This window comes from Allobosea sp. FBZP-16 (genome assembly GCF_002831785.1).
In the GTDB taxonomy this organism is placed as follows: Bacteria; Pseudomonadota; Alphaproteobacteria; order Rhizobiales; family Beijerinckiaceae; genus Allobosea; species Allobosea lupini.
The window spans coordinates 55,331-82,034 of sequence record NZ_LNCQ01000051.1 but is presented as its reverse complement, the minus strand read 5'-3'; the positions used below and the strand labels follow the sequence as shown (position 1 = coordinate 82,034).

Genomic DNA, 26,704 nt, shown 5'->3' with positions numbered 1-26,704 from the left:
CGCGTTCACGCTGCTCACGGGCGGCGCGCTGGCGCGCTTCCTCCTCGGCGCGGGCGCGGGCCTCCGCCTCGGTGGCGCGGGCGTCGGAGAGGGCGCGCTGGCGCGCGTCCTTCTCATCGTCCGAGAGCGTGCGCAGCAGCATGCTGCCGGCCGGGCGGCTGGCCTGTGGCGCGGGCTGCGGTGCCTGTGGCCGCGGCGGCGTCGGAGCCTGCTGCTGTGGCTGCGGGGCACGGGCAACCGGAGCTGCCACGGGTTCGTGGCCGCTGACGCGGCGCTTGACCTCGACGACGACCTGCTTCGTGCGCCCATGCGAGAAGCTCTGCCGAACCGTGCTCTGCTCGACAGGTCGCTTCAGCGACAACGTCTTGGGAGGCGTCACGCTCAAGGTCTTGTCGCCGGGGGTCTTGGTATCACTCATTCCGCTGTCGGTCCTGCCGGTTCGGTCTTCGTCTGGTCGCGTACGTCGGATTCAGCCGGGTCGATGAACGCCGTTTCGCCAGCATCGTTCATCCGAAAACGGATGAGCCGACGCCAGCGCGCGAGGAAACCCTCAGTCGCCGGACCCGGAGCAAGCGCTGCATGTATCACATGCTCACGCCCCAGCGCCAGTTCCAGTTCAGCCGCGGCGAAAATCGCCACGACCGGTATCTCTTTCGGCCCCGGTGCACGCCGCAGCGCCTGGCCGATCTTGCGCTTTCCGTCCTCGGCGCCGTCGCTCGCGGCGATCACCGCGGCAGGGCGCCCTGCTTCCGCCTGGGCCTCGACCTTGGCGAAGCCGGTCGAGACCAGTCCCGCCTTGTTCGCCATCGCCAGCGCCTGGATCGCGTCCCGGACCAGCAGCGCATCGACCTCGGCCGCCAGCTCGGGCGAAACCGTGACCTTCATCTTCAGCGAGCGCTCGAACGCGCGTCGCTTGACCGCTTCGCGGACTGCGGCAGCGCTGAGCGAGACCCAGACGCCGCGTCCCGGCAGCTTGCGCCTGATGTCCGGCACCAGGACCTCGCCGGGGCCGACCACGAAGCGGATCAGGTCATCCGGCGCCCGGCCCTGGCGCGTCACCACGCAGGTCCGCTCCGGACCCTCGCGTTCGGCGCGCCGGTTCATCTCGCGCTGCCCCGGCTCAGGCCTGCGACTCCTCGGTCTCCGCCTCCGCCTCGGCTTCCGGCTCCGGCGCCTCGATCCAGCCCGCCTTGACGCGGGCGGCCATCACGATCGCCTCGGCGTCCTGCCGCGACAGGTCGAAGCCGTCGAGATAGCCGGAATGGCGGGTGCTCTCGCCATCCTTGCGCTCGGTCCAGCCGACCAGATCGTCGGTGGCGCAGCCCGCAAGGTCCTCGACGCTCTTCACGTCGTTCTCGCCGAGCGCGACCATCATCGCGGTGGTGACGCCCTCGACGTCGCGCAGCGCGTCCTCGACGCCCAGCGCCTTGCGCTTGTCGTCGAGCTCGGCCTCGATCGTGGCCAGATATTCCTGGGCGCGATTCTGGATCTCGGCGGCGGTGTCCTCGTCGAAGCCCTCGATCGAGGACAACTCGCTCGGCTCGACATAGGCGACTTCCTCGACCGAGCGGAAGCCTTCCGAAGCGAGCAGCTGGCCGACGGTCTCGTCGACATTGAGGGCGTTCATGAACAGCTCGGTGCGCTGCACGAACTCCTTCTGGCGGCGCTCGGACTCCTCGGCCTCGGTCAGGATGTCGATGTCCCAGCCGGTGAGCTGCGACGCCAGGCGGACATTCTGGCCGCGGCGGCCGATGGCGAGCGAGAGCTGCTCGTCCGGCACCACGACCTCGATCTTGTCGGCTTCCTCGTCCAGCACGACCTTGGCGACTTCCGCCGGCTGCAGCGCGTTGACGACGAAGGTCGCGACATCGGGCGACCACGGGATGATGTCGATCTTCTCGCCCTGGAGCTCGCCGACCACGGCCTGCACGCGCGAGCCGCGCATGCCGACGCAGGCGCCGACCGGGTCGATCGAGGAATCGCGCGAGATCACCGCGATCTTGGCGCGCGAGCCCGGATCGCGGGCGACGGCCTTCACCTCGACGATCCCGTCATAGATCTCCGGCACTTCCTGGCCGAACAGCTTGGCCATGAACTGCGGATGGGTGCGCGACAGGAAGATCTGCGGCCCACGCGGCTCGCGGCGCACGTCGTAGACATAGGCGCGGGCGCGGTCGCCGACCTTGAAGGTCTCGCGCGGGATCATCTCGTCGCGGCGGATGATCGCCTCGCCACGGCCGAGATCGACGAAGACATTGCCGTATTCGACGCGCTTGACCGCGCCGTTGACGATCTCGCCGATGCGGTCCTTGTATTCGTCATACTGCCGGTCGCGCTCGGCCTCGCGCACCTTCTGCACGATGACCTGCTTGGCCGACTGGGCGGCGATGCGGCCGAAATCGAAGGGCGGCAGCGGATCGGCGATCACGTCGCCGACCTGGGCGGCGGGATTGTGCCGCTTGGCCTCGTCGACAGTGATCTCGACGGCGCCGTTCTCGACGAGGTCGACGACCTGGAGATGCCGCGCCAGGCGCAGCTCGCCCGACTTGGTGTTGATCTCGGCGTGCACGTCTGTCTCGGCGCCGTAGCGCGAGCGCGCCGCCTTGGCGATCGCGTCCTGCATCGCGTCGATCACGATCTGCCGGTCGATCGACTTCTCGCGGGCGACGGCGTCGGCGATCTGCAACAGCTCGAGCCGGTTGGCGCTGACGGCCATGGCGCTCACTCCTCTTTCTGTGTGTTCTTCACCGGCCCCTTGGCGCCCTTGCCCGGCTTGCGGGCCTTGGGATCACGGGGGCCGAGCGACTTGCCGCGCCCGGGTACGGGCTGGGCGATCTCGTCGGCGGGCGGCATTTCCGGCGCCAGGCCCGATTTGCCGCGCCGGAGCGATTCGGTGACCAGCGCGTCGGTCAGCACCAGCCGCGCCTCGGCGATCAGGCGCATCGGGATCGCGACATCGCGCTCCTCGTCGGCCTTGGCGTCGTCGCGGCTCAGCAGGGCGTCGGTCCCGCTGGCGCCCCGCAGGACGCCGCGGAAGCGCTTGCGCCCGGCGAAGGGCTCGCTGGTCTCGATCTTGGTCAGGTGACCGGCCCAGCGCTCGAAATCGCTCGGCCTCACCAGCGGCCGGTCGATGCCCGGCGACGATACTTCCAGATGATAGGCCGTCTGAACGGGATCGTCGACGTCCAGCGCCGGCGAAACCGCCTGGCTCACGGCCTCGCAGCCTTCGACAGTCATCGTGCCGTCGGGCAACTCGGCCATGATCTGGACGGTGCAGCCGTTCTGGGCGCTGATGCGCACGCGCACCAGCCGATAGCCGAGATCCACGATCGCCGGCTCGATGATCGCCGCGACGCGCGCGGCGATGCCGCTCTCCACGACGATGCGCTCTTCCTGATCCTGGCTGTTCTGCTCGACCATCCGTATGGCTCGCCCGTCTCCCGCCGGCTCCAAAAAAGACTCATGGGCGGTTCGGCCAATAAAAAAGAGCGGGCCGGTGGGCCCGCTCTTGATCGCCGGCTTACACCGAAACCAGAGCTGTTGGGCGCTATCTAGTCCCGTTTCCGCGATCTTGCAAGCCTGTCCTCGATTTCGACGATCCTGCTAACCGGCTGGTCATTCTTCATTGCTAGGAGAGGGGATGGTTGTGTGTGGGGTTGCGTGATGAGTCCTGTCGGCGCGTTGCTGCGCGATCTCGAGACGACGATGGCTCGCGGCTCGACCGACGAGCGCGCCGTCATCCTGTCACGCCTGACCGACCTCTTCCTGGCTACGGCCAACGAGATGGGCGAGGACCAGGTCGGTGTCTTCGACGTGGTCATCGGTCGCCTTGCCCGCGCGATCGAGATGAGGGCGCGCATCGAACTGGCCGAGCGGCTAGCTCCGGTCCCCAATGCGCCGAGCGGCGTCGTGCGCCAGCTGGCGCTCGACGAGATCGCGGTGGCGCGCCCGGTTCTCGTCGCCTCGCCACGTCTCAGCGACCATGATCTCGTCGCCATCGCCGCCGCCAAGGGCCGCGATCACATGCTCGCCATCACCGAGCGTCCGGACCTCGGCGAGCCGGTCACCGATTTCCTGATCCTGCGCGGCGGGCGCGTCGTGACCCACGCCGTCGCCGCCAATCAGAGCGCCCGCTTCTCGCGCCACGGCATGGGCGTGCTGGTCATGCGCGCCGCTCAGGACGACGCCCTGCAGGCGACGCTCGGCACCCGCGCCGACATCCCCGGCGATCTCGCCGAGCAGTTGCTGGCTGCCGCCAAGAGCTCGGCCCGTCGCCGGCTCGAAGCCTCGCTCGAGCCATCCCTGCTCGGCTCCGTCGCCGGCGCCGTCGAGCGCGGCGCCGAAGCCGTCTCGGCCCAGGCGACCATCGGCGACGAGCTCGGTCGCTTCGGCAAGGCGCTGGCGGACGTCAAGGCCCTCGACGAAGCCAGCAAGCTCGACGAATCCGTAGTGGCGCAATACGCGACCTCCGGCGCGATCGAACATGCGATCTGCGGCGTCGCCACTCTGGCCCGCCTGACCCTGCCGGCGACTGAGCAGATCGTCTTCGGCCCCGATCGCGACGCAGTGCTCCTGGTGGCGCGCGGCATGGGCTGGTCCTGGGAGACGACCAGGGCGCTGATCGGTTTGCGCAAGGGCGACGGCAAGTCCGCTCCGGTGCTGGAGCGGGCCAAGCAGAGCTTCCGCAACCTGACGCCGGTGACGGCGCAGCGCGTGCTCGGCTTCCTCAGGATGCGCGACGGTGCGCAGTCAGATAGCTCGGCACCCGCCCGGCCTTGACCGCTTTGGCCTCGTAGCGGGTGCGGACCCAGCCGGGATAGGGCTGGCGCCAATCGTCCGCGCTCTCGTCGGTCCAGTCGAAATCAGGCGAGGCGGCGAGCCGCGCCAGCGTCCAGCCGACATAGTCGTCGATGTCGCTGGCGAAGCGGAAGCGACCGCCCGGCCGCAGCACCCTGGCGAGCAGGGATAGGGTCCGCTCCGAGACGAAGCGGCGCTTGCGCTGACGGCGCTTCGGCCACGGATCCGGATAGAGCAGGTCGGCCGCGTCGATGCTTCCTGCGGGCAGCTGCGGCAGGAGCAGCGCGGCATCGCCGTCCCAGAGCCGGATGTTGCGCAGGCCTTCCTGCTCGATCACGGCCAGGAACTTGGCCATGCCGTTGATGAAGGGTTCGACCCCGATGAAGCCGATCTGCGGGCTCTCGCGCATGCGCGCCAGCAGATGCTCGCCGCCGCCGAAGCCGATCTCGAGCCTGACGGCCTCGACGGGAATCGGAAAGAGCGCCTTCAGATCCGCGATCGGGCCCTCCGGCAGGCGCAAGGCCGGCAGCGTCTCGGCGATGCGCTCGGCCTGGCCCTGGCGCAGTCCCTTGCCCTTGCGGCGGCCGAAGAAGGCCCGGTCTGGATCGTGCTGCTCTGTCATGCGCTTCGCTCTATGTCGGTTCGAGCAAAAGAAAAAGGCCGGGGCGTCGCCCCGGCCTCGATGTCCGCGCGGACGGCGTGGATCAGGCGACGGCCTTCTTCAGCGCGTCGACCAGATCGGTCTTCTCCCAGGAGAAGCTGCCGTCGCGGCCGGCCTTGCGGCCGAAATGGCCATAGGCCGCCGACTTGGCGTAGATCGGCTTGTTGAGGCCCAGATGCGTGCGGATGCCGCGCGGCGTCAGGTCCATCACTTCACCGAGCACGCTCTCGAGCTTGGCCTCGTCGACCTTGCCGGTGCCGTGCAGGTCGACATAGATCGACAGCGGCTTGGCGACGCCGATGGCGTAGGAGAGCTGGATCGTGCAGCGCTCGGCCAGCTTGGCGGCGACGACGTTCTTGGCGAGATAGCGCGCCGCATAGGCGGCCGAACGGTCGACCTTGGTCGGGTCCTTGCCCGAGAAGGCGCCGCCGCCATGGGGCGCCGCGCCACCATAGGTGTCGACGATGATCTTGCGGCCGGTCAGGCCGGCGTCGCCATCGGGGCCGCCGATCACGAACTTGCCGGTCGGGTTGACGTGCCAGACGGTGTCCTTCGAGATCCAGCCATCGGGCAGGGTCTCACGGATATAGGGCTCGACGATCTTGCGGACATCGGCCGAGGTGAGCTTCTCGTCGAGATGCTGGGTCGAGAGCACGATCTGGGTCACGCCGACCGGCTTGCCGTTCTCGTACTTGACCGTGACCTGGCTCTTGGCGTCGGGGCCGAGCTTGGCGGCCGGACCTTCGCCGGCGTGACGGGCCTTGGCGAGGACCTCGAGGATCTTGTGGGCGTAGTAGATCGGCGCGGCCATCAGCTCCGGCGTCTCGCGGCAGGCATAGCCGAACATGATGCCCTGGTCGCCGGCGCCGACATCCTTGTTGCTGCTTTCGTCGACGCCTTGGGCGATGTCGGCCGACTGCGGGTGCAGCAGCACGTCGATCTTGGCCTTCTTCCAGTGGAAGCCGTCCTGCTCGTAGCCGATCGCGCGGACCGCCTTGCGCGCCGCCGACTTCACCTTCGACTTGATCTGCTTCTGGTCGAGATGGGTGCGGACCTCGCCGGCGACGACGATGCGGTTGGTGGTCGCCAGCGTCTCTGCGGCGACGCGCACCTGAGCCGGATCATGGCCCGCCTTGATCGCTTCCTTGAAGAACAGATCGACGATCTCGTCCGAGATCCGGTCGCAGACCTTGTCCGGGTGGCCTTCGGAAACGGACTCGCTGGTGAAGAGGTAGTTCTGGCGGGACACGATCGGGATCCTTCCCATGCTGCGGGGCGGGCGCCGGTGGAGACCTGCGCATGAATGAAAAATGCGCAGCGTCTTTTGCAGCGGAAAGGTTCGCCGTCAAGGCAGGAAATTCTTTTGACAGATATTTTGTTCGTTAAGTCGAACGAATAGGACGTGGAATTAGGCCGTTTCTCCGGTTTCATCCGCCAGGGCCTCGACAAGGTCGATGACGCGTCGGCGGACACGCGGGTTCTTGATGCGCACGAAGGCCTTGGAAAGTTGTACGCCCTCGCTGGTGGAGAGGAAGTCGGCGACATAGGCCGACGCCGACGCGTCGGCGAAGCCGCCGGTGGCCACGTCGCCGGCCGGGGCGCCCTCGAAGAAGAAGGAGACGTGTACGCCTAGCATCTTGGCGATCTGCTGCAGGCGGCTGGCACTGATCCGATTTGTGCCCTTCTCGTATTTCTGCACCTGCTGAAAGGTCAGGCCCAACGCCTCGCCCAGCTTTTCCTGGCTGATTCCGGCCAGCATGCGCTGCATGCGTACCCGGCTGCCGACATGACGGTCGATCGGATTCGGAAGTTTCTTCAGCATTGGCCGTTCACCTCGGGTCTCACTCAATCGCACTTCCGGCCGCGCGTCTACCGCCGGCTCTGGCAGGCCATGAGCTGGTATGCATTGGTATGCGTTGATTCTTGGCCGATCTGCGTTGAAGCTGCTAAGATCGGAAAAAGACGGGACATGTCGGGACGACATTTCAACGCGGGACGAGACGCGCTCGACTTCATCGATCGGCTGAGCACTCTCACCGATCCGACGACGGTCGTCGCCGCTTTGCGCGATAAGCTCGCCAGCTATGGCTTCCACGCCTTCCTGATCACCGGCCTGCCGGAAATCGGCGACCGGATCGATCCGCTCGTTCTCCTCAACGGCTGGCCGCCGGGCTGGTTCGAGCTCTATCTGGAGAAGTCGTTCTCGGATTGGGACCCGATCGCGGCCCATTGCAAGACGACGATCGACCCGTTCGCCTGGAACGATGTCTATCAGGAGGGCGCGGCGCTGCCGCGCCAGCGCGAGGTGATGCACCGGGCTCGCGACTTCAACATGATCGAGGGATTCTGCGTGCCGATCCATGGCGAAGCGGGCTTTCAGGCCGTGGTCACCATGGCCGGCGATCGGCCGGACCTGTCGCGTCAGGCTCGTTCGGCGATTCACCTGATGTCGATTTACGCTCATGGCAAGGCCGCAGATTGCCTGCGGCCGGCGCGGCTTGAGCATGTCCTGACCGTTCGCGAGCGCGAGGTGCTGACCTGGTTCGCGATCGGCAAGACGACGGAAGGCGTAGCGGAGCGCCTCGGCGTTTCCGCCGGCACGGCGGAGGCCCATTTCGAGAACGCCGCCAGGAAGCTCGGCGTCAGGGGCCGCACGCGCACGGTGATCGAGGCCTATCGCCGCGGCGAGATCAGCATCTAGGCGTGTTCCGTCGAGGCGGGACTACTTATGCGTTAGGAACAGCTGCTCGAATCCGGTCGATTTCGCCCGCTTCTTCCGGAATTCCGGAATACCCGTGAAACCTGAATGGAGCCAGCTTGCGTCCCTCTAGGGAGGGAAGCGGCGATGATCCACGTTATCGATGCCGGGAACCGGCACCTCTACCGGGCCGAGCTCGAGCAGCACTACCAGATTCGGCACCAGATTTATGTCGGCGAGCGCAAATGGATGGCGCTCGAGCGGCCCGACGGGCGTGAGGTCGACCAGTTCGACAACGCGGATGCGACCTATCTGCTGGCGATCGAGAACGGGCGCGTCATCGGCGGCACGCGGCTCGTCCCTACGACCTGCCCGCATCTGATGGCTGATGTCTTCCCGTTCCTGGCCGATGTGCGTGGGCTCCAGCGCGGCACCGACATCGTCGAATGGACGCGCATCTTCGTCGTGCCGGAGCGGCGCGGCCCCGACAGCAAGGTGCTGCATACCGTTCTGGCCGGGATGTTCGAGTATTGCCTCGCCAACGACATCACGGCGATCACCGTGGTGATGGAGACGTGGTGGATGCCGCGTTTCCTGGAACTGGGCTGGGAGGTCCGGCCGCTCGGCCTGCCGACCGTGATCGAGGGCATGAACTGCGTCGGCACGATCATCACGGTGAGCGAGGACGCCTATCGCCGTACCCTTGCCTTCAAGGACATCGAAGCGCCGGTCATCCTGTCGCGTCGCGACGCGAAGCGGACCCCGGGCGAGCGGAGGATCTCGCATGGCTAATCAGCATGACACCGGCAGCAGCCGCGACAAGATCGAATACGCCCTCGGCCTGCTCACCACCCTGCTGCGCAATCAGCCGGTGCATCAGGAACTGGTGGATGTGGCTCACCGCATGGACTTGCCGGACGAGCTCTGGCTCGCAGTGCAGATCCTGTCCATGTCTGAGCCGGACCAGGTGAAGCTCAGGGATTTCCTGCTGGTGAATCCCAGCCCGCAACTGCAGCGGCTCAATCAGAACACGCTCGTCCTGACTCAGGATACGCCCCCGGCCCTGCACTGAGCCGACGTCCCATCAAGGGAATTGCACTGTCCTTCCGGCCTTTCGCTCTGCGAAGTTCCGGAAAGACAGCACGCCTCGGCAGGAAATCCAGCGGTTCAGTGCGTCACTGCTCGATGGTGTCGATCGGCGCTTCGCCGAGCGATTCGACGAGATCGACGATACGCCGGCGCACGCGCGGGCTCTTGATCCGCACGAAGGCCTTGGTCAGCTGCACACCCTCGCTTGTCGCGAGGAAATCGGCGACATAGGTTGTGGCCGACGCATCGGCGAAGCCTTCCCCGACGCTATCGTCGGCGGGCGCCCCGTCGAAGAAGAAGGCGACGGGCACGCCCAGCATCTTGGAAATCTGCTGCAACCGGCTGGCGCTGATCCGGTTGGTGCCCTTCTCGTATTTCTGAACCTGCTGGAAGGTCAGGCCCAGCGCCTCGCCGAGCCGTTCCTGGCTGACGCCGGCGAGCATGCGGCGCATCCGGACGCGGCTGCCGACATGGCGGTCGATCGGATTCGGTACTTTCTTCAACATGGCAGCCGGTCCCCTTTTTTTATCCGGTCAGCCAGCCGGTGGCCCGTTGAAGGCCTGGCGCGGTTGGCCATTCGGCGGCGGTCCCGAAAGAAAGTTCCAAATGGGATTACCGTCGCCGCATTATTACTCCAGCGAGCATTAGGCTGGCAACTACACCTGCAAAGAAAAGGTCGCCGAAGCGGGAATAGGGCGTCGCCGGACCAGCGCGGGGCAGCGAGGTGTCGATGACGCCGGCCTCGCCGAGCGGCAACGCGGCGCGGATGCGCCCGTAATGGTCGGTCACCGCCGAGATGCCGGTGTTGGCGACGCGCACGAGCGGCAGGCCTTCCTCGATGGCGCGCAGGCGGGCCTGGGCGAGATGCTGGTAGGGGCCGCTGGTCTGCCCGAACCAGCCGTCATTGGTCAGGTTGAGGATGAAGCCCGGCCGCGGCCCGCTCGGCATCGCCTCGCCGGGGAAGATCACCTCGTAGCAGATCAGGCTCGCCGCCGGCGGCAGGCCGCGGATCGACAGCGGCGTGCGTCGGCTGCCCGACGCGAAGCCGCCCGGAACCGAGACGAATTCGGACAGGCCGACCGCCCGGATCAGCCGCTCGAAGACAGCAGGCAGATACTCGCCGAACGGGACGAGATGGACCTTGTCGTAGCTGCCGGTGATCGTGCCCTCGTCGTTCACCACCTGGATCGCGTTGTAGATCGGCGGCCGGCTTTCACCAGGCAAGGTTTCGCCGGCGCGGGCCGCGCCGGTGATCAGCGTCGTGCTCGGCGGCAGCAGCGCGGCGATCCGCGCCAGTGCCTGCGGCGTGCGCCCGAGCAGGAAGGGGAAGGCCGACTCCGGCCAGATCAGATGCGTCACATCCTGCACGCCCGAGGTCGCCGGGCCGGTCGCCCGGTCGCTGAGCGCGAGGTAGTGCGACAGGATCATCTCGCTGTTGCGCGGGCTGAACTTGGCATCCTGCGGCAGGTTCGGCTGCATCAGCCGGAGTTTGACCCCGCTCAGCGCCGGAACCGGCTCTGCCGGAATCCGCCAGGCGCCGAATCCGGCCATGGCTGCCAGCGCAAGCCCCGCCAGCGCAGGCGCGCGCCAGCGCCCTTCGCCCTTTTCGCCCGTTCCGAGAACGGCCGGCGCGGCCCCGATCGCGACGGCCAGCGCCGTCAGCCCGTAGAGCCCGATCAGGCTGGCGCTCTGGGCCAGCCAGGCCGGGCCGGCCAGCATCATGCCGTAGACGTTCCAGGGAAAGCCGGTGAGGACATGGCCGCGCAGCCACTCGCTCAGCGCCAGCACGGCCGCCAGCACCAGGATGCGCCCGGCGCCGGTCGGCCAGAGCGCCCGCGCCAGGGCGAAACCGGCAGCCGGGAAGACGGCGAGGAAGGCCGGCAGCGCCACGACGCCGAGCGGCATCGCCCAGGCGAACTTGTCGGCCTCGACCAGGAAGGCGGCGCCGAGCCACCACAAACCGGCGAGATGATAGCCGAAGCCCCACCACCAGCCGGCGCTCGCGGCCGCCCAGAGCCGCCCGCGCCGGGTTTCCGCGACGGAGCCGTCGATCAGCCAGACCGCCGCGGTCATCGGCACGACCATCAGCGGCCAGAGATCGAGCGGGGCCAGCGCCAGCGCGCCGCAGGCGCCGCAAATGAGCGCGATCAACCGGCGCGGCCAGCCCCAGGCGAGGATGACGCGGTCGGCCAGCGCCGAAAGCAGCGTCATGCGGCGTCCGGCGCGGCTGGTGCCTCGGTCGCGATCGCATCGCGGCGATGGATGCGCAGGCGCTTGACCCGGCGCGGATCGGCGTCGAGCACCTCGAATTCGAGGTCCTCCGGCCCCTTGATCAGTTCGCCGCGCACCGGCACCCGGCCGGCCAGGGTCACGATCAGCCCGCCGAGCGTATCCACCTCCTCGGCAACCTCGGCGCTCGACAGGTCGATTCCGGTCGCCTGCTTCAGCTCGTCGAGGGTGGCGCGGGCATCGGCGATGAAGCGGTTCTCGCCGGCCGGCGCGATCGCGGGAGCTTCGTCGAGATCGTGCTCGTCCTCGATGTCGCCGACGACGATCTCGACCAGGTCCTCGATCGAGATCAGCCCGTCGGTGCCGCCATATTCGTCGATCACCAGGGCGATATGGGTGCGCGTCGCCTGCATCCGGACGAGAAGGTCGACCGCCGGCATCGAGGGCGGCACGTAGAGCACCGGCCGCAGGATCTTGGCCTGGGCCAGCGTCATCGAGAGGTCGATGGCGCCCAGACTCGGGCCGGCCGGCGCCTCCGCCTCGCCGCGCAGCTTCCGGCCCGGCTTGGCCCGGGCTGCGATGAAGTCGAGGAAGTCGCGGATGTGGATCATCCCCCGGGGGTCGTCGAGCGACTCGCCATAGACGGGCAGGCGCGAATGGCCGGCGGTCCGGAACAGCGCCAGGAGGTCGCCGAGCGTCGCCTCCGAGGAGACCGCGATGACGTCGGCGCGCGGCACCATCACGTCGGCGACGCGGCGCTCGCGCAGGCTCAGCACGTTCGAGAGCATCGCCCGTTCCTGAGGCGAGAGATCGGTCACTCCGCCGCTGTCCTGCGCCAGCGCCTCGGTGATGTCCTCGCGGATCGAACCGCCCTGGCGCAGGCCGAGCCGGTCGAGGAAGTGGCCGAGCCAGTGCGCCAGGCCACGGCCCGTCGGTTCAGACGCGGAGGAAGATCGGGTGTCGTCGCTCATGACGCTGGCTGGGGCTTCTTGGTCTTGGACGCTGGGCGGGGCTGCATGGGTTCCGGCTCGGAGCCGGCATAGGGGTCGGCGATGCCGAGGCGGGCAAGCGCTGCGGTCTCCAGCGCTTCCATGCGCTGGGCCTCGGCTTCCGTCTCGTGGTCTTCGCCGAGCAGGTGCAGCAGCCCGTGGATTACGAGATGGCTGAGATGGTCGCCGAAGGGTTTCTCCTCGGCCTCGGCCTCGCGGGCGACCGTCTCCAGAGCGATCACGATGTCGCCGATCACCGGGCTCGATGCGATCCGCTCGGGCGGCGCGGCCGGGAAGGAGAGGACATTGGTCGCCTTGTCGAAGCCGCGCCAGTCGCGGTTGACGATGCGGATGCGCTTGTCGTCGGTGAGCAGCAGGCTGAGCTCGGCGCCCGGCAGCGGCTTGACCGGAGCCAGCGCCAGCCCGGCATCGACCGCGGCGAGGATCCGCGGTCGCAAATCGCCGATCTCGCGCCATTTCCGGGACTGCATGCGGATATCCAGCGAGGGCCCGCTTATGGCAGGCTCCGATGCTTCGGTTCGCGGCGCAGCGCGCCGCGAACGAGGTCGGTCGGTCATCGCGGCCGCTCCCGCGACAGCATCCGCTTCAGCCCGTCGGCATCGCCCTCGGCGGGAGCCTCCGGCGCGGGCAGGGCGGCTAGCCGCGCCTCGCGCTCGTCGCGCTCCGCCCTTGCGGCGTCCTCATAGGCCATGACGATCCGGCGCACGAGCGCGTGGCGCACGACGTCGCCTTCCTCGAAGCGGGCATGGCCGACGCCCTCGACGCCCGAGAGCAGCCTGACCGCCTCGACCAGGCCTGAGCGCTGGCCCGGCGGCAGGTCGACCTGCGAGGGGTCGCCGGTGATGATCATGCGCGAGCCCTCGCCCAGGCGGGTGAGGAACATCTTCATCTGCACGGAGGTCGCGTTCTGCGCCTCGTCGAGCAGCACGACGGCATTGCTCAGCGTGCGCCCCCGCATGAAGGCGAGCGGCGCGATCTCGATCATGCCGGTCTGCAGGGCGCGCTCGACATGGCGCGCCTCCATGAAGTCGTTGAGCGCGTCGTAGATCGGCCGCAGATACGGATCGACCTTCTCGCGCATGTCGCCGGGCAGGAAGCCGAGGCGCTCGCCGGCCTCGACCGCCGGGCGCGACAGCACCATGCGCTCGACCACGCCCTGCTCGATCAGCGAGACCGCGTGGCCGACGGCGAGCCAGGTCTTGCCGGTGCCGGCCGGGCCTTCGGCGAGGACGAGCTCATGGCGCTTGAGCTGGCGCAGATAAGCGTCCTGCGCGGCGTTGCGGGCCCGGACCGGGCCGCGCTTGCGCGTCACGACCGCGTCGAAGGCGGCCTTGCCGGCATTGTCGGAGGGGAAGAGCGAGCGCTGCACATTGCTCTCCTCGATCGCACCGTCGACCTCGCCGAGATTGACGGCCGCGCCGGTCTTGGCGCGGGCATAGAGCGTGCGCAGCACGCGGCTCGCCTGCTCGGCGGTCTCGCGCGGGCCCTTGATGGTGACGTGGTTGCCGTTCGGACTGACGACGACACCGAGGCGCCGCTCCAGATGCGCCAGGTTCTGGTCATAGTGACCGAAGACCAGGCCGGCGGTCTGGTTGTTGTCGAAGGTGAGTTCAACCTCCGCGCCGGGCAGGCCGTCGCGCGTCAGCGCCTCGTCGCGGCGACCGCCGCGCTCGGCTTTCGGATTGAATTGATCGGCCTGGGCCAATGCCATTGTCTCCAGTGGGAATGAGTCGGACAGGCGCAGTCAAAAACCATCACCGCCAAATAACGTTCACCGCAACGCCGACGCCATCGCACGCTACGCACTCGGACCGTCTCAGGCAGCCAACCCCGGCTGTTCGACCGCACGGCCGAACAGCGAGTTCGACCCGGCGCGCTCGATCTGGACCATGACGCGATCGCCGATCCGGTGCGCTGCGCTCTCGATCTGGACCGCCTGCATATAGGGCGTCTTGCCGGCGAGCTGGCCGGAATGCCGCCCGTTGCGCTCAATCAGAATCTCGACGGTGCGCCCGACCATGGCGTGGTTGAACTCCTGCCGATGCTGTTCGACCAGAGTCTGCAGCCGGTAGAGCCGCTCGTCCATCACGGTGGGCGGCACCTGTTCGGACAGCTCGGCTGCGGGCGTGCCGGGGCGCGGGGAGTACTTGAACGAATAGGCCGAGGCGAATCTGACATCGGCGATCAGCCGCAGCGTCTCCTCGAAATCGGCATCGCTCTCGCCGGGGAAGCCGACGATGAAGTCCGAGGACAAGGCGATATCGGGCCGCGCCGCGCGGATCTTGTCGATCAACCGGCGGTACTCGTCGCCGGTATGCTTGCGGTTCATCGCTGCAAGGATCCGGTCGGAACCGGCCTGCACCGGCAGATGCAGGAACGGCATCGCCTGCGGCAGCTCGCGATGGAGGGCGATCAAGTCCTCGTCCATGTCGCGAGGGTGGCTGGTCGTGTAGCGGATGCGGGCGACGCCGGGCACTTCGGCGATGCGCCGCATCAATCGCGCCAGCGTCCAGACCCGGCCATCGGGGCCGTCGCCATGATAGGCGTTCACGTTCTGGCCGAGCAGCGAGACGTCCTGCACGCCCGCCTGCGCCAAGCGCTCGACCTCGGCGATCACCTGCGCGACCGGGCGCGAGAACTCGGCGCCGCGCGTATAGGGCACGACGCAGAAGGCGCAGAACTTGTCGCAGCCTTCCTGCACGGTAACGAAGGCCGAGACGCCGCGGGCCACGATCGCCGCCAGCTTCGGCGCCGGCAGGTGATCGAACTTGTCCTCCGGCGGCAGGTCCGTATCGACGATGCGGCCGCTTTTCGCCTGCGCCAGCAATTCCGGCAGGCGGTGATAGGTCTGTGGGCCGATGACGAGATCGACGGCCGGTTGGCGGCGCTGGATCTCGGCGCCTTCGGCCTGGGCCACGCAGCCGGCGACGACGAGCGTGGTCTCGCGCCCGTCAGCCTTGCGCTCGCGCTTCAGGTCACGCAGCTTGCCGAGCTCGGTATAGACCTTGTGCGCCGCGCGCTCGCGGATATGGCAGGTGTTCAGCAGGATGAGGTCGGCATCGTCGGGCGTCGCAGTCTCGACATAGCCCTCCTGGCCCAGGACGTCGGCCATCCGCTGGCCGTCATAGACATTCATCTGGCAGCCATAGGACTTGATATGGACTTTCTTCATCAACGCTGATCCGGCCTCAACCGCGTCTCCTTATCCCAATCGCCCCTAGCTTGGGAATCATATCGCCCTCGCTGGTCGACACGCAATATCCGGGCCGCAACAGTCCAAGCTGTTCGTATCTGGCTCAGCCGCGTGACCGGCCGGTGACGGCTTCCTGCCGCGCCCGCCGGATCGCGATCTCGGCGAGGCGCGTCGCCTCCTTGCGCGAGAGCTTGCGGCCCATCCGGATCGGCTCGCCCCAGGCGAGCTCCACATCGATGGCGCCGGAATTGATCATCGCCTGGAAATGCGGCGCGAGTTCGGTGTCGCCATACCAGGACAGCGCCGAGCGCTCGGCCCGCCCGCCGCGCAGGCCGTGGAAGCCGGTATAGGTGACGCAGAGCGGGTAGATCGTTGTCTCGGCCTCGTCCGCCCCGCGCACGGCTTCGTGAGCGGCCCCAAGCAGCGAGGAGCGCAGCGGCAGGACGCGTGTGCCGTCGCCGGTGGTGCCCTCGGCGAACAGAACCACCGACTGTCCGTTCTGCAGCCGCCTGCCCATCTCGCTGGCGACGCCGGCGGTGGCGCCGCGGCGCATCCGGTCGATGAAGACGGTGCGCTGCAGCGTCGAGAGCCAGCCGATCACCGGCCAGGTCGCGACCTCGGCCTTGGCGACGAAGGAGAGCGGCCCGGTGGTGCCGATGACGGGGATGTCGAGCCAGGAAGTGTGGTTGGCGACGATCAGCCCGCCTTGGCCTGCCGGCGGAGGCGCGCCGCGCGTGGTGATGCGCACCCCGAAGCAGCGGCAGCCCAGTTTCTGGAACAGCCGTGTGAAATAGAACGGCCGCCCGAGGCGCATGGCGACAAGCTGCGGCGGAATCAGGACGAGCGTGCCGAAGACGAGCAGCGCAAGCCGCACCATGGCGCCGGGACGGATGCCTTTCATGCTGAGCCGCTCATTCTCTGCATTGGCGCCCCGCTTCTGCGAGCCCGGCTATAATCGGACCTCCTGCGGCCGTCCATGCCGCCAACGCGACGAAGCTCAACCGAGATCGCGCCGCATCACCAGCGCGGCGGCGCGGCTGCCGTCCGGCTTCGGGTAGTATCCCTCGCGCCGCCCGACGGTCTCGAACCCGAGACGCCGGTAAAGCGCGATTGCCGGCGCATTGCCCTCCTCGACCTCGAGGAAGAGCCGTGCAGTGCCGCGCGCCGCCAATTGCGCGAGATGGGCCGACAGCAGCGTCTGCCCAAGCCCTGACCGGCGCTTCCCGCCGGCGACGACGATGCTCAGGATTTCCGCCTCGTCGGCGGCCAGCCGCGACAGCACGAAGCCGCAAGGCTCGTTGGCGCTGCCGATGAACACACCCTCGGCCACGACCGCCCGGTCGGCGAGCAGGGCCGCGCACTCGCCGGGTTCCCACAGCCGCGCGAAGCCGCCCTGGTGATGCAGGGCCGCGACCTGGCGGGCATGGCGGACGTCGAGCGGGCCGGCGCGGCCCGTCTTCGGCCGGCGCTGGAACAGGGATTGGAACCAGTCCATCGCGCTAGATCACGATGATTCGGATCGAATCGATCCAGAATCAAAAAACGTGATCGATTCTAACAGTTCAGAGCAGGATTCCTGCGAAAAACCGGTTTCCACTTTTTCGCATCCTGCTCTAGCGCCGCGGCAGCCGGGCGCGGTCCTGCGGCGTCGTTTCCGGCGCCTTGAGATAGAGCGGGCGCGGCGGGGCGCTTTCTGGGTCGGCGATCATGCCGAGGCGCGCCACCCAGATCACGTCCGGCGCCTTGGCGTCGTCGACGACGAGCGCGTCGAGGCCGATCGCCCAGGCCTCATTGGCGACGGCGAGGGCGGCCGAACCGACCAGCGAGACCGGGCCGGCGCCGATGGCGCGGGCAGCGTCGCGATGGTTGACCTGGCGGACCGAGACCAGCTGCTTGCCCTGCGCGTTCATCGCCTGGAACCAGACCTGGCCATGCTTGGCATCGACTGCGGCGGCGACGACGCGTCCGCCCTCGCGGCCGATGAAGGGCGCGGCGCTGGCGGCCAGCGTCGAGATCCCGATGGCGGGGATGCCGGCGGCGAACGCGATCGCTCTCGCCGCACTGATGCCGACGCGCAGGCCGGTATAGCTGCCGGGGCCGATGGTCACTGCGACGCGGTCGAGCGACGAAAAGCAGCCTTCCACCTTGGCCATCACGCGCTCGATCATCGGCATCAGCGCCTCGGCATGGCCGCGTTCCATCGCGGTCTGTTCGATCGCGAGCGGGGCGGGGTCGCCGGCGTCGAGCACGCAGGCCGAGCAGGCGCCGAGCGCGGTATCTATCGCGAGGATGCGCAAGAGCCTTTTCCCAGCTTTTGGAACGCTTCGACTGACCTCATCCGTCGTCCCGGGCGACCGGTGGGAGACCCGGGACCCATTCCGGAACCTTTATCGGATAGGCTCCGGCATGGATCCGGATCTCCGCTACGCTGCGTCCGGGATGACCGATGGAGGGAAACGAAAGAAAAAGAGCGTCGTGGCGATCAAACCGCCTCGACCTCGCGCACCTGCGGCAGGAAATGCCGCAGCAGGTTCTGGATGCCGTGCTTCAGCGTCGCCGTCGAGGAGGGGCAGCCCGAGCAGGAGCCCTTCATGACGAGGTAGACGGTGCCGTCCTTGTAGCCGCGGAAGGTGATGTCGCCGCCGTCGCCGGCGACGGCCGGACGGATGCGGGTCTCCAGCAGCTCCTTGATCGTGTCGACGGTCGCGGCGTCTTCCTCGGCGAAGAACTCGTCCTCGCTGTCGGCGAGTTCATCGACCGGGGCGCCGTCGCTCATCAGCGGCGCGCCCGACATGTAATGTTCCATGATCGCGCCGAGGATGGCGGGCTTGAGATGCGGCCACTCGCCCTCGGCCTTGGTCACGGTGATGAAGTCCGAGCCGAAGAACACGGCCGAGACGCCCTTGACGCCGAACAGGCGCGTCGCGAGCGGCGAGCGCTCGGCCAGGGCTGGGTCGCGCAATTCGATCGGCCCCTGCGGCGAGACGCTGCGGCCGGGCAGGAACTTCAGGGTGGCGGGATTGGGCGTGGCTTCGGTCTGGATGAACATGGCTTTGTCTCCGGCGCCGGCGGGTCAAGGCCGCCGTTCCTGGTCCCGATATAGGCCGGACGCTGGAATCATTCCAGCAGCTGCAAGCGCTGATCAGGCCAGCGCGTCGATTTCCTCGTCGGCGAGGTGTCCGGGCACGATCGCGACCGGGATCGGGAAGCTGCCGGCGCCCTTGCCGGCGAGCGCGGCGACCAATGGGCCCGGCCCGTCGCGACCGGTGCCTGCGGCGAGCACCAGCAGCGAGATGTCCTCGTCGGCATCGATCAGCTTGACCATCTCGTCGGCCTTGACGCCGGTGCGCACGACCTTCTCCGGCTCGAGTCCGGCCAGCGAGCGCACGGCCGCGGCGGCCGCGTCGATCAGCTCCTGCGCCTCGGCCTCGGCGTCGGCCTGGACCATGTCGCCGACGCCGAGCCAGGTCTCGTCCGGTGGCGGGGTGACCACGCCGAGCAGCACGATCGACGCACCCAGGCGCGCGCAGCGGCGCGCCGCGAAGCGCACCGCCTTCGCGCATTCCGGGCTGTCGTCGACGACAGCGAGGAATTTCGGGCGATGGCCCGTCTCATAGGACCGCCGTCTCTTGACCATTGCCGTTGCCTGCCGCCGTTTCAGGACATGTCATGGTGACAGGCGTCGCAACGTCAGTGCAAGCCTCCCAATTGTCCCGATTCCGAAATTAGCCACTGCCCGATATCGAGTGTGGAGCGAATTCCAGAATCGTCAGGGACACTCGTAAACCCTTGATTCCTAGTGCCTTTCTTTGATTTCGACGTTCGCTCCGCACCTGATATCGACCGAGAGCGAACGTCGAAATCACGACACTGGGCGCCCGCCGGATCAGCGCCTGCGCACGAAGCCGGTGATGTCCTTGACGTCGAGCATGATCGGCGCGGCGATCGCGGCGGCGCGGTCGGCGCCGTCGCTGAGGATGGCGTCGATATGGCTGGGATCGGCCAGCAGGCGGCGCATCTCGTCGGCGATCGGCGCGAGCTTGCCGACCGCCAGCTCGACCAGCGCCGCCTTGAAGCCGGAGAACTGGCTGCCGCCGAACTGGCCGAGCACCTGCGCCTTGCTCTCGCCGGAGAGCCCGGCATAGATCCCGACCAGGTTCTCAGCCTCCGGCCGGCCCTCCAGCCCCTTCTCCTCGGAGGGCAGCGCCTCCGGATCGGTCTTCGCCTTGCGGATCTTCTGCGCGATCATGTCGGCATCGTCGGTCAGGTTGATGCGCGAATAGTCCGACGGGTCCGATTTCGACATCTTCTTGGTGCCGTCGCGCAGGCTCATCACCCGCGGGGCCGGGCCCTGGATCATCGGCTCGGGCAGCGGGAAATAGCCGAGCTCGCCGGTGCCGAGGTCAAGCTCGGCGATGCGCTCGGCGAAGTCGTTGTTGAACTTCTGGGCGATGTCGCGAGTCAGCTCGAGATGCTGCTTCTGGTCCTCGCCGACCGGCACATGGGTCGCCTTGTAGAGCAGGATGTCGGCCGCCATCAGCACGGGATAGTCGTAGAGCCCGACCGAGGCGTTCTCGCGGTCCTTGCCGGCCTTCTCCTTGAACTGGGTCATGCGGTTGAGCCAGCCGAGGCGGGCGACGGTGTTGAACACCCAGGCGAGCTCGGCATGGCCGCAGACCTGGCTCTGGTTGAAGATGATGCTCTTCTTCGGATCGACGCCGGCAGCGATGTAGGCGGCCGCGACCTCGCGTGTGGCGCGGGTCAGCTCGGCCGGCCCGCCCCAGACGTCGAGCCCTTGCGTGATCGCGTGCATGTCGACGACGCAATAGATGCAGTCATGGGTCTTCTGCATCGCGACCCAGTTCACCAGCGCGCCGAGATAATTGCCGAGATGGAGCGTCGAGGTCGGCTGCATGCCGGAGAAGACGCGGGGAGAGAAAGCGGCCATGGGGCGCTCCGTCGTCAGGGCGAAGAAATCCTTCGAGTCGGGGGTCGATCCGCTCAGGAACGCGGCGTTCTGACGGATGCGCCGCGAAGGCGCAAGAGCCGCGAAGGCAGGACAGCGTCGAAGGCGCCGAGCAGGAAGCCGGCAACGGCGTAGACCGCAGCACCCGCGCAGCACAGCACTGCCAGCGCGCCGGCCCGCCACAGGGCCGGCTGGCGCAGGTCGAGCGCGGAGAGCAGCGGCCTGAGCATGGCCTCGAGCACCGCGATCATGAGCAAGGCGGCCATGATGATCGCGAGGATCGTCCGGCCATCCGTCCAGCGCGGTCGCCACAGCCCTGCCCGCAGCAGATGGATCGCGAGCAGGCCCGCCTGGACGATGAAGGCGAGGCTTGCCGCCAGTGCCCCGATCATCGCCGCATCGCGCCAGCCCAGCAAAGCGAAACCGGCTAGCGCGGCGACGGCGACAGCGGCAAAGCCGGCGATCAATGGCAGGCGCGGCTGCCGTCGCACGAAATAGACCTGTCCGAACACCTTGGCGGCGAGTGCGAAGGGCAGGCCGCAGGCGAAGGCTGCGAGCGCGGCGGCGGTACGCTCGCGGTCAGCAGCGTTGAACTGCCCGTTCTCGAACAGAACCGAGACGATCGGTTCGGCCAGCACGAACAGGGCCGTCGCGGCTGGGATCGCCAGTGCCAGGCCAAGTGCCAGCGCCCGGCCGAGCAGGGCGTCGTGGTCCGCCTGCGAGCGTTCGCCAGCCATGGCCGAGAGCACGACCGTGCCCATCGCGACGCCGAAGAAGGAGAGCGGCAACTGGAAGACGCGGTCGGCATAATACAGCGCCGAGACCGAGCCGGGCCCGGTCGAGGCGATTTGCGTCGAGATCAGGAGGACGAGTTGCGCGGCGGAGGCAGCGAGCAATGTCGCCCCGCCGGTCCTGACCAGCCGGCTCATATCCGTTGACCAGCGCAGGCCGGGGCGCGGCAGGCCGATGCCAAGCAGCCGCCATAGGATCATGGCGAGATGCGCCAGGCCGGTGAGGCTGAGGCAGGCGGCGAGCAGCGTCGCACTGGCATGGCTGTCACCGCCGCGGAACAGCGCGAACAGCAAGGCCGCGAGCAGGATCGCGTTCATCAGTGCCGGCGCCAACGCCGCCACGGTGAAGCGCCCCTCGGCATTGAGCAGCGCCGCGAGCAGTGCGGCAAGCGTGGTCAGCAGCACGAAGGGCAGCATCAGCCGCGTGTAGTAGGCGGCGAGCGCCAGCGTCTGCGGTTCGTCGGCGAAGCCGCCGGCCAGGCCGAGCACGACCCAGGGCGCGAAGATTTCGGCCAGAACGACGAAGCCGAGCAGCAGCAGGCCGAGCTGGCTCGCGGCAGCGCCTGCAAAGCGCTTGGCGGCTTCTTCACCTCGCTCGGCCTTGATCGCGAGGTAGAGCGGCACGAAGGGCGCGTTCAGCCCGCCCTCGCCGAGCACGCGCCGGACGAGATTCGGCAGGCGCAAGGCTGCCAGGAAGGCGTCCGCCACGGGACCGGCGCCGAGCAGGCGCGCGATCAGCACGTCCCGGGCAAAGCCGAGCAGGCGCGACAGGACCGTCGCAGCGCCGACGATCAGCGAATCGCGGGCGAGGCGTGAGGATGGGGGCTCTGCCTCGCCCGAAGAGCTCACAGAATGAACCGGCTGAGATCGGCGTTTCTGGCGAGGTCGCCGATGCGCGCTTCGACATAGGCCGCATCGATGGTGATGCTCTCGCCGCCGCGATCCGTCGCCGTGAAGGAGATCTCGTCGAGGATGCGCTCGATAACGGTCTGGAGCCGGCGCGCGCCGATGTTCTCGACGCTCGAATTGACCTCGACCGCGATGCGGGCGATCGCCGCGACCGCGTCCGGCGTGAAGTCGATCGTGACCTGCTCGGTCGCCAGCATCGCCACCGACTGCTTGATCAGGCTGGCCTCGGTCTCGGTCAGGATGCGCTTGAAATCCTCGACGTCGAGCGACGAGAGCTCGACCCGGATCGGCAGGCGGCCCTGCAACTCCGGCAAGAGGTCCGATGGCTTCGAGACGTGGAAGGCACCCGACGCGATGAACAGGATGTGGTCGCTCTTCACCGGCCCGTGCTTGGTCGCCACCGTGGTGCCCTCGATCAGCGGCAGCAGGTCGCGCTGCACGCCTTCGCGCGAGACATCGGCGCCGCCGCGGCCCTCGCGGGCGCAGATCTTGTCGATCTCGTCGAGGAAGACGATGCCGTTGTTCTCGACCTCGCGGATCGCCGCCTGGACGATCGCGTCCTGATCGATCAGCTTGTCGCTCTCCTCGGCGAGCAGCGGTGCGTAGGCTTCCTTGACCAGCACGCGCTTGGGCTTGCCGCGCTGCCCGAAGGCCTTGCCGAGCATGTCGGAGAGGTTGATCGCGCCGATCGAGGCGCCGGGCATGCCAGGCACCTCGAACATCGGCGCGCTAGAGGCCGCCGAGGCGATCTCGACCTCGATCTCCTTGTCGTCGAGCTCGTTGTTGCGCAGCTTGCGGCGGAAGCTGTCGCGCGTGGTCGCGCTCGCCGTCGGTCCGACGAGGGCATCGAGTACGCGCTCCTCGGCCGCGACATGCGCCTTGGCCTCGACATCCTTGCGCCGGCTCTCGCGGACGAGGCCGATCGCGACCTCGACGAGGTCGCGCACGATCGATTCGACGTCGCGGCCGACATAGCCGACCTCGGTGAACTTGGTCGCCTCGACCTTGAGGAACGGTGCATTCGCCAGCTTGGCGAGGCGGCGCGCGATCTCGGTCTTGCCGCAGCCGGTCGGCCCGATCATCAGGATGTTCTTGGGCGCGACCTCCTCGCGCAGCGGCCCTTCCAGTTGCTGCCGGCGCCAGCGATTGCGCAGGGCGATCGCGACGGCGCGCTTGGCGTCCTTCTGGCCGACGATGAAGCGGTCGAGCTCGGAGACGATCTCGCGGGGGGAAAACGACGTCATCAAACAGGTTCCTGGATCATGATCAGCGCGGGGCCGTCGCCGGTCTCGCGAACGTCTAGGGCCGTGAAACCAGCCTTCTCATAGGCGCGGATCGCGGCGAGATTCTCCGGATCGGGGTCGATCACCACCCGCGGCGCGCCCTGCGCCAGCAGATGCCGGGTGAAGGCGCCGATGAAGCGGGTGCCATGGCCCTGGCCGAGCATGTCGGCCTCGCCGATGAACTGGTCGATCCCGCGCGTGCCGGCTGGCTGGTCCTGCAGCGGGTAGTCGGGCCAGAGCGCGGGATCCCAGCTCTGCTGGTGGGCGAAGGGGCGCCCGTCATGGCTGACGATCAGCGCCTCCATGCTGGGATCGCCGAAGATGCGCGCGATCTCGGCGAGCTCTTCGTCGGGGTCGCCCCACCAGCGCCGGACATGGTCCTGTTCGAGCCAGCGCGCCAGCATCGGGAAGTCGTCGGGCGTCGCGGGGGCGAATGAATAGCCATCGGCGACGAAATTCATGGGGTCTCCAAGCTCTCGATGACAAGGGAATGGTTGGTATAGACGCAGATATCGCCGGCGATCTTCATCGCCTTCCGCACGATCGTCTCGGCATCGGCCTCGCCGTCGATCAGGGCTCTGGCCGCCGCGAGCGCATAATTGCCGCCCGACCCGATCGCCATCACCGAGCCATGCTCGGACGCTTCCGGCTCGAGCACGTCGCCGGTGCCGGAGATCAGCAGCGAGACGTCCTTGTCGGCGACCAGCAGCATCGCCTCCAACCGGCGCAGATAGCGGTCGGTGCGCCAGTCCTTGGCGAGCTCGACGCAGGCGCGCAGCAATTGCGTCGGAAACTGCTCCAGCTTGGCCTCCAGCCGCTCGAACAAGGTGAAGGCGTCGGCGGTCGCGCCAGCGAAGCCCGCGATCACCGCACCCTTGGCGAGGCGGCGCACCTTCTTGGCGTTGCCCTTCATGATCGTCGGGCCGAGCGAAACCTGGCCGTCGCCGCCGATCACGACCCGGCTGCCCTTGCGCACCATCAGGATGGTGGTCGCGTGCATGACGGGGGCATTGCTAGTCTCTGACATTGCGATTCGATCTCGGGCAAACGGTCGACGGGAACCGCCAAGATGTTCAGGCTGAAGCCCGGTATCAAGAGCGACCCTGTCAAACGCTGGAATCTGCCCGAGCGGGTCTTCTTCGCCTGCGGCGCCTGCCACATCCTCGCCTACGCCTTCCTGGAAGCCTATCCGGAGCAGGGTTTCCACGCCGTCTGGATCAGACCGGCCGAAGGCTTCACCGGCAACCACGTCTTCGTCAGCGATGGCAGGATCGCCTTCGATTTTCACGGCTATCGCTGCGAAGAAGCCTTGGTCGCCCATCACTGGGCCAAGGGCCGGCTCTGGTGGGCGGGCTGGGACGGAACGCTCGTGTACCTGCCCCAGGACGTCCTGATCAGCGAAGCGAAATCGAAGGCCTATGACGGTCTCTGGCTGCGCGAGCCGGGCCAGTTCCTCCACGATGCGCTGCCGAGGGCGCGGGCGTTCCTGGCCCGCTTCGGGCCGCCGCCGTCAGGCGCCGGCCAGGCTGGCGGCACATTGCTCGACGAAGCGGGCCTGCGCCGCCAGATAGGGGCCGGGGCCGTAGCTGATCCGTGACACGCCGAGCCGGATCAGGGTCTCGCGATCGGGCGCGCCACCCATCATCATCACGTTCACGGGTAGCGTCGACGCAGCGCAGATCGCCGCGATGCCGCTCTCGTCCAGCAGTCCGGGAATGAAGAAGCCGTTGCAGCCGGCCTGCTGATAGGCCTGCGCCCGCTCGATCGCCGCGTCGATGAGGCCGGAGTGCCGCGTCTTGTCGGCTTCCAGCAGGAAAAGGTCGGTCCTGGCGTTGATGAACACGGCGATGCCGAGACGATCCGCCGCGCTCCGGATCGCCTTGATCCGCTGCACCTGGTCGGCGATGGCATAGAGCGCGCCTGCCCCGACGATCCGGTCCTCGAAGTTCAGGCCGACTGCGCCGGCTTCGATGATCCGCGCGGCATTCTTCGCGACGCCGTCCGGGTCTTTCGCGTAGCCGCCTTCGAAATCGACGGTTAGCGGCAGCGTGACGGAGGAGGCGATGCGGCCGACGATCGTTTCGATGAAGTCGAGCGGGATCGCCTCGCCGTCGTCGAAGCCATGGGCCGCCGCCATCGACCAGCTGCCGGTGGCGATCGCCTTGCTCCCGGCCTTCGCGGCCGAGCGGGCGCTGCCGGCATCCCAGATATTGTAGAGGACGAGCGGCCGGCCTTTGACGTGCAGTGCGGCGAACTGGCTCGCTCTGTCAGCCTGTGTCATCGCACCTCTCCCTGCCTCGCCGCGCCGCTGGTAGCGAACCCGGCCGTCGCCTTCTGTCAGCAGATGCGCCAGGCGCCGAGTCAACGAGAAAGGTCGGCCGAGAGCGGATCCGCCTCGATCGCCATGGCCTTCCGGCCGGTCGCCTGCTAAAGCGGGCACGGTTTTGCGAGGGTACAGAGGTCAGCATGCGTTCGGGCGAAGTGAAGCGCCGCACCAACGAGACCGACATCGCGGTCAAGCTCGTGCTCGACGGCACGGGCAAAGCCGAGATTGCCACAGGGGTCGGCTTCTTCGACCATATGCTCGATCTGTTCGCCCGCCATTCGCTGATCGACACCACGGTCAAGGTGAAGGGCGACACCCATATCGACGACCATCACTCGGTCGAGGATGCCGGGATCGCGCTCGGCGAGGCCCTGAAGCAGGCGCTCGGCGACAAGAAGGGCATCCGCCGCTATGCCGATGTCCACCTGCCGATGGACGAGACGCTGACCCGCGTCGCGGTCGACGTCTCCGGCCGGCCTTTCCTGGTCTTCCGGACGCAGTTCAGGGCGGAGAAGATCGGCAGCTTCGACACCGAACTGGTGCGCGAGTTCTTCCAGGCCTTCGCGATCAATGCCGGGCTGACCCTGCATGTCGAGACGCTCTATGGCGACAATGCCCATCATATCGCCGAAAGCTGCTTCAAGGGTCTGGCCCGGGCGCTGCGCCAGGCGCTGGAAGTCGATCCGCGCGAGGGCGGCCGCGTGCCCTCGACCAAGGGCGCCCTCTAGAGCATTGCGCGAAAAAGTGGAAAC

Annotated in this window: 30 protein-coding genes; 6 read left to right on the top strand and 24 right to left on the bottom strand. The window is 67.9% G+C overall.

Features of this window, described 5'->3' with window-relative positions:
* From CXY91_RS25680 to rimP, 4 genes are all read right to left on the bottom strand, one after another.
* Nucleotides 1-418: translation initiation factor IF-2 associated domain-containing protein (locus CXY91_RS25680; protein WP_199777569.1), on the bottom strand; the 418-nt coding region annotated here is incomplete at its 3' end.
* A complete protein-coding gene (locus CXY91_RS25675; protein WP_091835846.1) occupies nt 415-1,104 on the bottom strand; it encodes an RNA-binding protein in 690 nt (229 codons plus the stop codon). The genes CXY91_RS25675 and CXY91_RS25680, both read right to left, overlap by 4 nt.
* A gap of 16 nt (nt 1,105-1,120) precedes the next feature.
* Nucleotides 1,121-2,716, bottom strand: a complete 1,596-nt coding sequence (nusA, locus tag CXY91_RS25670; protein WP_100964538.1) for a transcription termination factor NusA — start codon at nt 2,714-2,716, stop codon at nt 1,121-1,123.
* 5 nt (nt 2,717-2,721) lie between these two features.
* The gene (rimP, locus tag CXY91_RS25665) at nt 2,722-3,420 is read right to left on the bottom strand and encodes a ribosome maturation factor RimP (protein ID WP_100964536.1); all 699 of its coding nucleotides are present in this window, start codon (nt 3,418-3,420) and stop codon (nt 2,722-2,724) included.
* A gap of 243 nt (nt 3,421-3,663) precedes the next feature.
* On the opposite strand from rimP, the gene CXY91_RS25660 reads away from it, so the two are divergent.
* Nucleotides 3,664-4,779, top strand: coding sequence for a DUF2336 domain-containing protein (locus CXY91_RS25660; RefSeq protein ID WP_100964534.1), 1,116 nt, complete (start codon nt 3,664-3,666; stop codon nt 4,777-4,779).
* Here the strand turns inward: CXY91_RS25660 and trmB are convergent.
* The 3 genes from trmB to CXY91_RS25645 form a co-directional block, all read right to left on the bottom strand.
* Entirely contained in the window at nt 4,727-5,419 is a 693-nt protein-coding gene (gene trmB, locus CXY91_RS25655; protein WP_100964532.1) for a tRNA (guanine(46)-N(7))-methyltransferase TrmB, read from the bottom strand. The genes CXY91_RS25660 and trmB overlap by 53 nt on opposite strands.
* 82 nt (nt 5,420-5,501) lie before the next feature.
* On the bottom strand, nt 5,502-6,707 hold the full coding sequence (metK, locus tag CXY91_RS25650; protein WP_100964530.1) for a methionine adenosyltransferase: 1,206 nt from the start codon (nt 6,705-6,707) through the stop codon (nt 5,502-5,504).
* Between the two features lie 159 nt (nt 6,708-6,866).
* Nucleotides 6,867-7,280 carry a helix-turn-helix domain-containing protein gene (locus tag CXY91_RS25645; protein ID WP_100964528.1) on the bottom strand — a complete coding sequence of 138 codons (414 nt, stop codon included), beginning with the start codon at nt 7,278-7,280 and terminating at the stop codon, nt 6,867-6,869.
* Nucleotides 7,281-7,427: 147 nt separating this feature from the next.
* On the opposite strand from CXY91_RS25645, the gene CXY91_RS25640 reads away from it, so the two are divergent.
* From CXY91_RS25640 to CXY91_RS25630, 3 genes are all read left to right on the top strand, one after another.
* Nucleotides 7,428-8,159 (top strand): LuxR family transcriptional regulator, encoded by a 732-nt coding sequence (locus tag CXY91_RS25640; protein ID WP_158673584.1) that lies wholly within the window; start codon nt 7,428-7,430, stop codon nt 8,157-8,159.
* A 144-nt stretch (nt 8,160-8,303) separates the two neighbouring features.
* Entirely contained in the window at nt 8,304-8,948 is a 645-nt protein-coding gene (locus tag CXY91_RS25635; RefSeq protein WP_158673583.1) for an acyl-homoserine-lactone synthase, read from the top strand.
* On the top strand, nt 8,941-9,228 hold the full coding sequence (locus CXY91_RS25630; protein WP_091835817.1) for a hypothetical protein: 288 nt from the start codon (nt 8,941-8,943) through the stop codon (nt 9,226-9,228). The genes CXY91_RS25635 and CXY91_RS25630 overlap by 8 nt, the downstream gene beginning before the upstream one ends.
* A gap of 103 nt (nt 9,229-9,331) precedes the next feature.
* On the opposite strand, the gene CXY91_RS25625 is transcribed toward CXY91_RS25630, so the two are convergent.
* The 16 genes from CXY91_RS25625 to hslV form a co-directional block, all read right to left on the bottom strand.
* A complete protein-coding gene (locus CXY91_RS25625; protein ID WP_091835814.1) occupies nt 9,332-9,751 on the bottom strand; it encodes a helix-turn-helix domain-containing protein in 420 nt (139 codons plus the stop codon).
* 106 nt (nt 9,752-9,857) lie between these two features.
* Entirely contained in the window at nt 9,858-11,456 is a 1,599-nt protein-coding gene (gene lnt, locus CXY91_RS25620) for an apolipoprotein N-acyltransferase (protein ID WP_100964524.1), read from the bottom strand.
* Complete coding sequence (locus CXY91_RS25615) at nt 11,453-12,445, bottom strand: hemolysin family protein (RefSeq protein ID WP_100964522.1); 993 nt, start codon at nt 12,443-12,445, stop codon at nt 11,453-11,455. The genes lnt and CXY91_RS25615 overlap by 4 nt, the downstream gene beginning before the upstream one ends.
* Nucleotides 12,442-12,954, bottom strand: a complete 513-nt coding sequence (gene ybeY, locus CXY91_RS25610) for an rRNA maturation RNase YbeY (RefSeq protein ID WP_199777568.1) — start codon at nt 12,952-12,954, stop codon at nt 12,442-12,444. The genes CXY91_RS25615 and ybeY overlap by 4 nt, the downstream gene beginning before the upstream one ends.
* Before the next feature lie 83 nt (nt 12,955-13,037).
* The gene (locus CXY91_RS25605; protein ID WP_425285443.1) at nt 13,038-14,189 is read right to left on the bottom strand and encodes a PhoH family protein; all 1,152 of its coding nucleotides are present in this window, start codon (nt 14,187-14,189) and stop codon (nt 13,038-13,040) included.
* Nucleotides 14,190-14,300: 111 nt separating this feature from the next.
* Nucleotides 14,301-15,656, bottom strand: a complete 1,356-nt coding sequence (gene miaB, locus CXY91_RS25600; RefSeq protein WP_100964518.1) for a tRNA (N6-isopentenyl adenosine(37)-C2)-methylthiotransferase MiaB — start codon at nt 15,654-15,656, stop codon at nt 14,301-14,303.
* 124 nt (nt 15,657-15,780) lie between these two features.
* Nucleotides 15,781-16,578 carry a lysophospholipid acyltransferase family protein gene (locus CXY91_RS25595; RefSeq protein WP_091835798.1) on the bottom strand — a complete coding sequence of 266 codons (798 nt, stop codon included), beginning with the start codon at nt 16,576-16,578 and terminating at the stop codon, nt 15,781-15,783.
* Nucleotides 16,579-16,674: 96 nt separating this feature from the next.
* Nucleotides 16,675-17,172, bottom strand: coding sequence for a GNAT family N-acetyltransferase (locus CXY91_RS25590; protein WP_100964516.1), 498 nt, complete (start codon nt 17,170-17,172; stop codon nt 16,675-16,677).
* 118 nt (nt 17,173-17,290) lie between these two features.
* A complete protein-coding gene (gene tsaB / locus CXY91_RS25585; RefSeq protein ID WP_100964514.1) occupies nt 17,291-17,974 on the bottom strand; it encodes a tRNA (adenosine(37)-N6)-threonylcarbamoyltransferase complex dimerization subunit type 1 TsaB in 684 nt (227 codons plus the stop codon).
* Between the two features lie 185 nt (nt 17,975-18,159).
* Entirely contained in the window at nt 18,160-18,726 is a 567-nt protein-coding gene (locus tag CXY91_RS25580; protein ID WP_100964512.1) for a NifU family protein, read from the bottom strand.
* 93 nt (nt 18,727-18,819) lie between these two features.
* Entirely contained in the window at nt 18,820-19,314 is a 495-nt protein-coding gene (locus tag CXY91_RS25575; RefSeq protein ID WP_091835787.1) for a universal stress protein, read from the bottom strand.
* Nucleotides 19,315-19,563: 249 nt separating this feature from the next.
* Nucleotides 19,564-20,625: a tryptophan--tRNA ligase gene (gene trpS / locus CXY91_RS25570; RefSeq protein ID WP_100964510.1), complete on the bottom strand. Its 1,062-nt coding sequence runs from the start codon at nt 20,623-20,625 to the stop codon at nt 19,564-19,566.
* Between the two features lie 53 nt (nt 20,626-20,678).
* Complete coding sequence (murJ, locus tag CXY91_RS25565) at nt 20,679-22,283, bottom strand: murein biosynthesis integral membrane protein MurJ (protein WP_100964508.1); 1,605 nt, start codon at nt 22,281-22,283, stop codon at nt 20,679-20,681.
* On the bottom strand, nt 22,280-23,587 hold the full coding sequence (hslU, locus tag CXY91_RS25560) for an ATP-dependent protease ATPase subunit HslU (RefSeq protein ID WP_100964506.1): 1,308 nt from the start codon (nt 23,585-23,587) through the stop codon (nt 22,280-22,282). Before hslU ends, murJ begins: the two co-directional genes overlap by 4 nt.
* A complete protein-coding gene (locus CXY91_RS25555; protein ID WP_100964504.1) occupies nt 23,587-24,087 on the bottom strand; it encodes a GNAT family N-acetyltransferase in 501 nt (166 codons plus the stop codon). The genes hslU and CXY91_RS25555 overlap by 1 nt, the downstream gene beginning before the upstream one ends.
* Complete coding sequence (hslV, locus tag CXY91_RS25550; protein WP_091835770.1) at nt 24,084-24,653, bottom strand: ATP-dependent protease subunit HslV; 570 nt, start codon at nt 24,651-24,653, stop codon at nt 24,084-24,086. Before hslV ends, CXY91_RS25555 begins: the two co-directional genes overlap by 4 nt.
* Before the next feature lie 42 nt (nt 24,654-24,695).
* On the opposite strand from hslV, the gene CXY91_RS25545 reads away from it, so the two are divergent.
* The gene (locus CXY91_RS25545) at nt 24,696-25,223 is read left to right on the top strand and encodes a hypothetical protein (RefSeq protein WP_199777567.1); all 528 of its coding nucleotides are present in this window, start codon (nt 24,696-24,698) and stop codon (nt 25,221-25,223) included.
* Here CXY91_RS25545 and CXY91_RS25540 read toward each other — a convergent pair.
* Nucleotides 25,137-25,907 (bottom strand): isocitrate lyase/PEP mutase family protein, encoded by a 771-nt coding sequence (locus tag CXY91_RS25540; RefSeq protein WP_100964502.1) that lies wholly within the window; start codon nt 25,905-25,907, stop codon nt 25,137-25,139. The two genes, CXY91_RS25545 and CXY91_RS25540, sit on opposite strands and share 87 nt — an antisense overlap.
* 185 nt (nt 25,908-26,092) lie before the next feature.
* Here CXY91_RS25540 and hisB point away from each other — a divergent pair, with 185 nt between their 5' ends.
* A complete protein-coding gene (hisB, locus tag CXY91_RS25535; protein WP_100964500.1) occupies nt 26,093-26,680 on the top strand; it encodes an imidazoleglycerol-phosphate dehydratase HisB in 588 nt (195 codons plus the stop codon).
* The last annotated feature ends 24 nt before the right edge of the window (nt 26,681-26,704 follow it).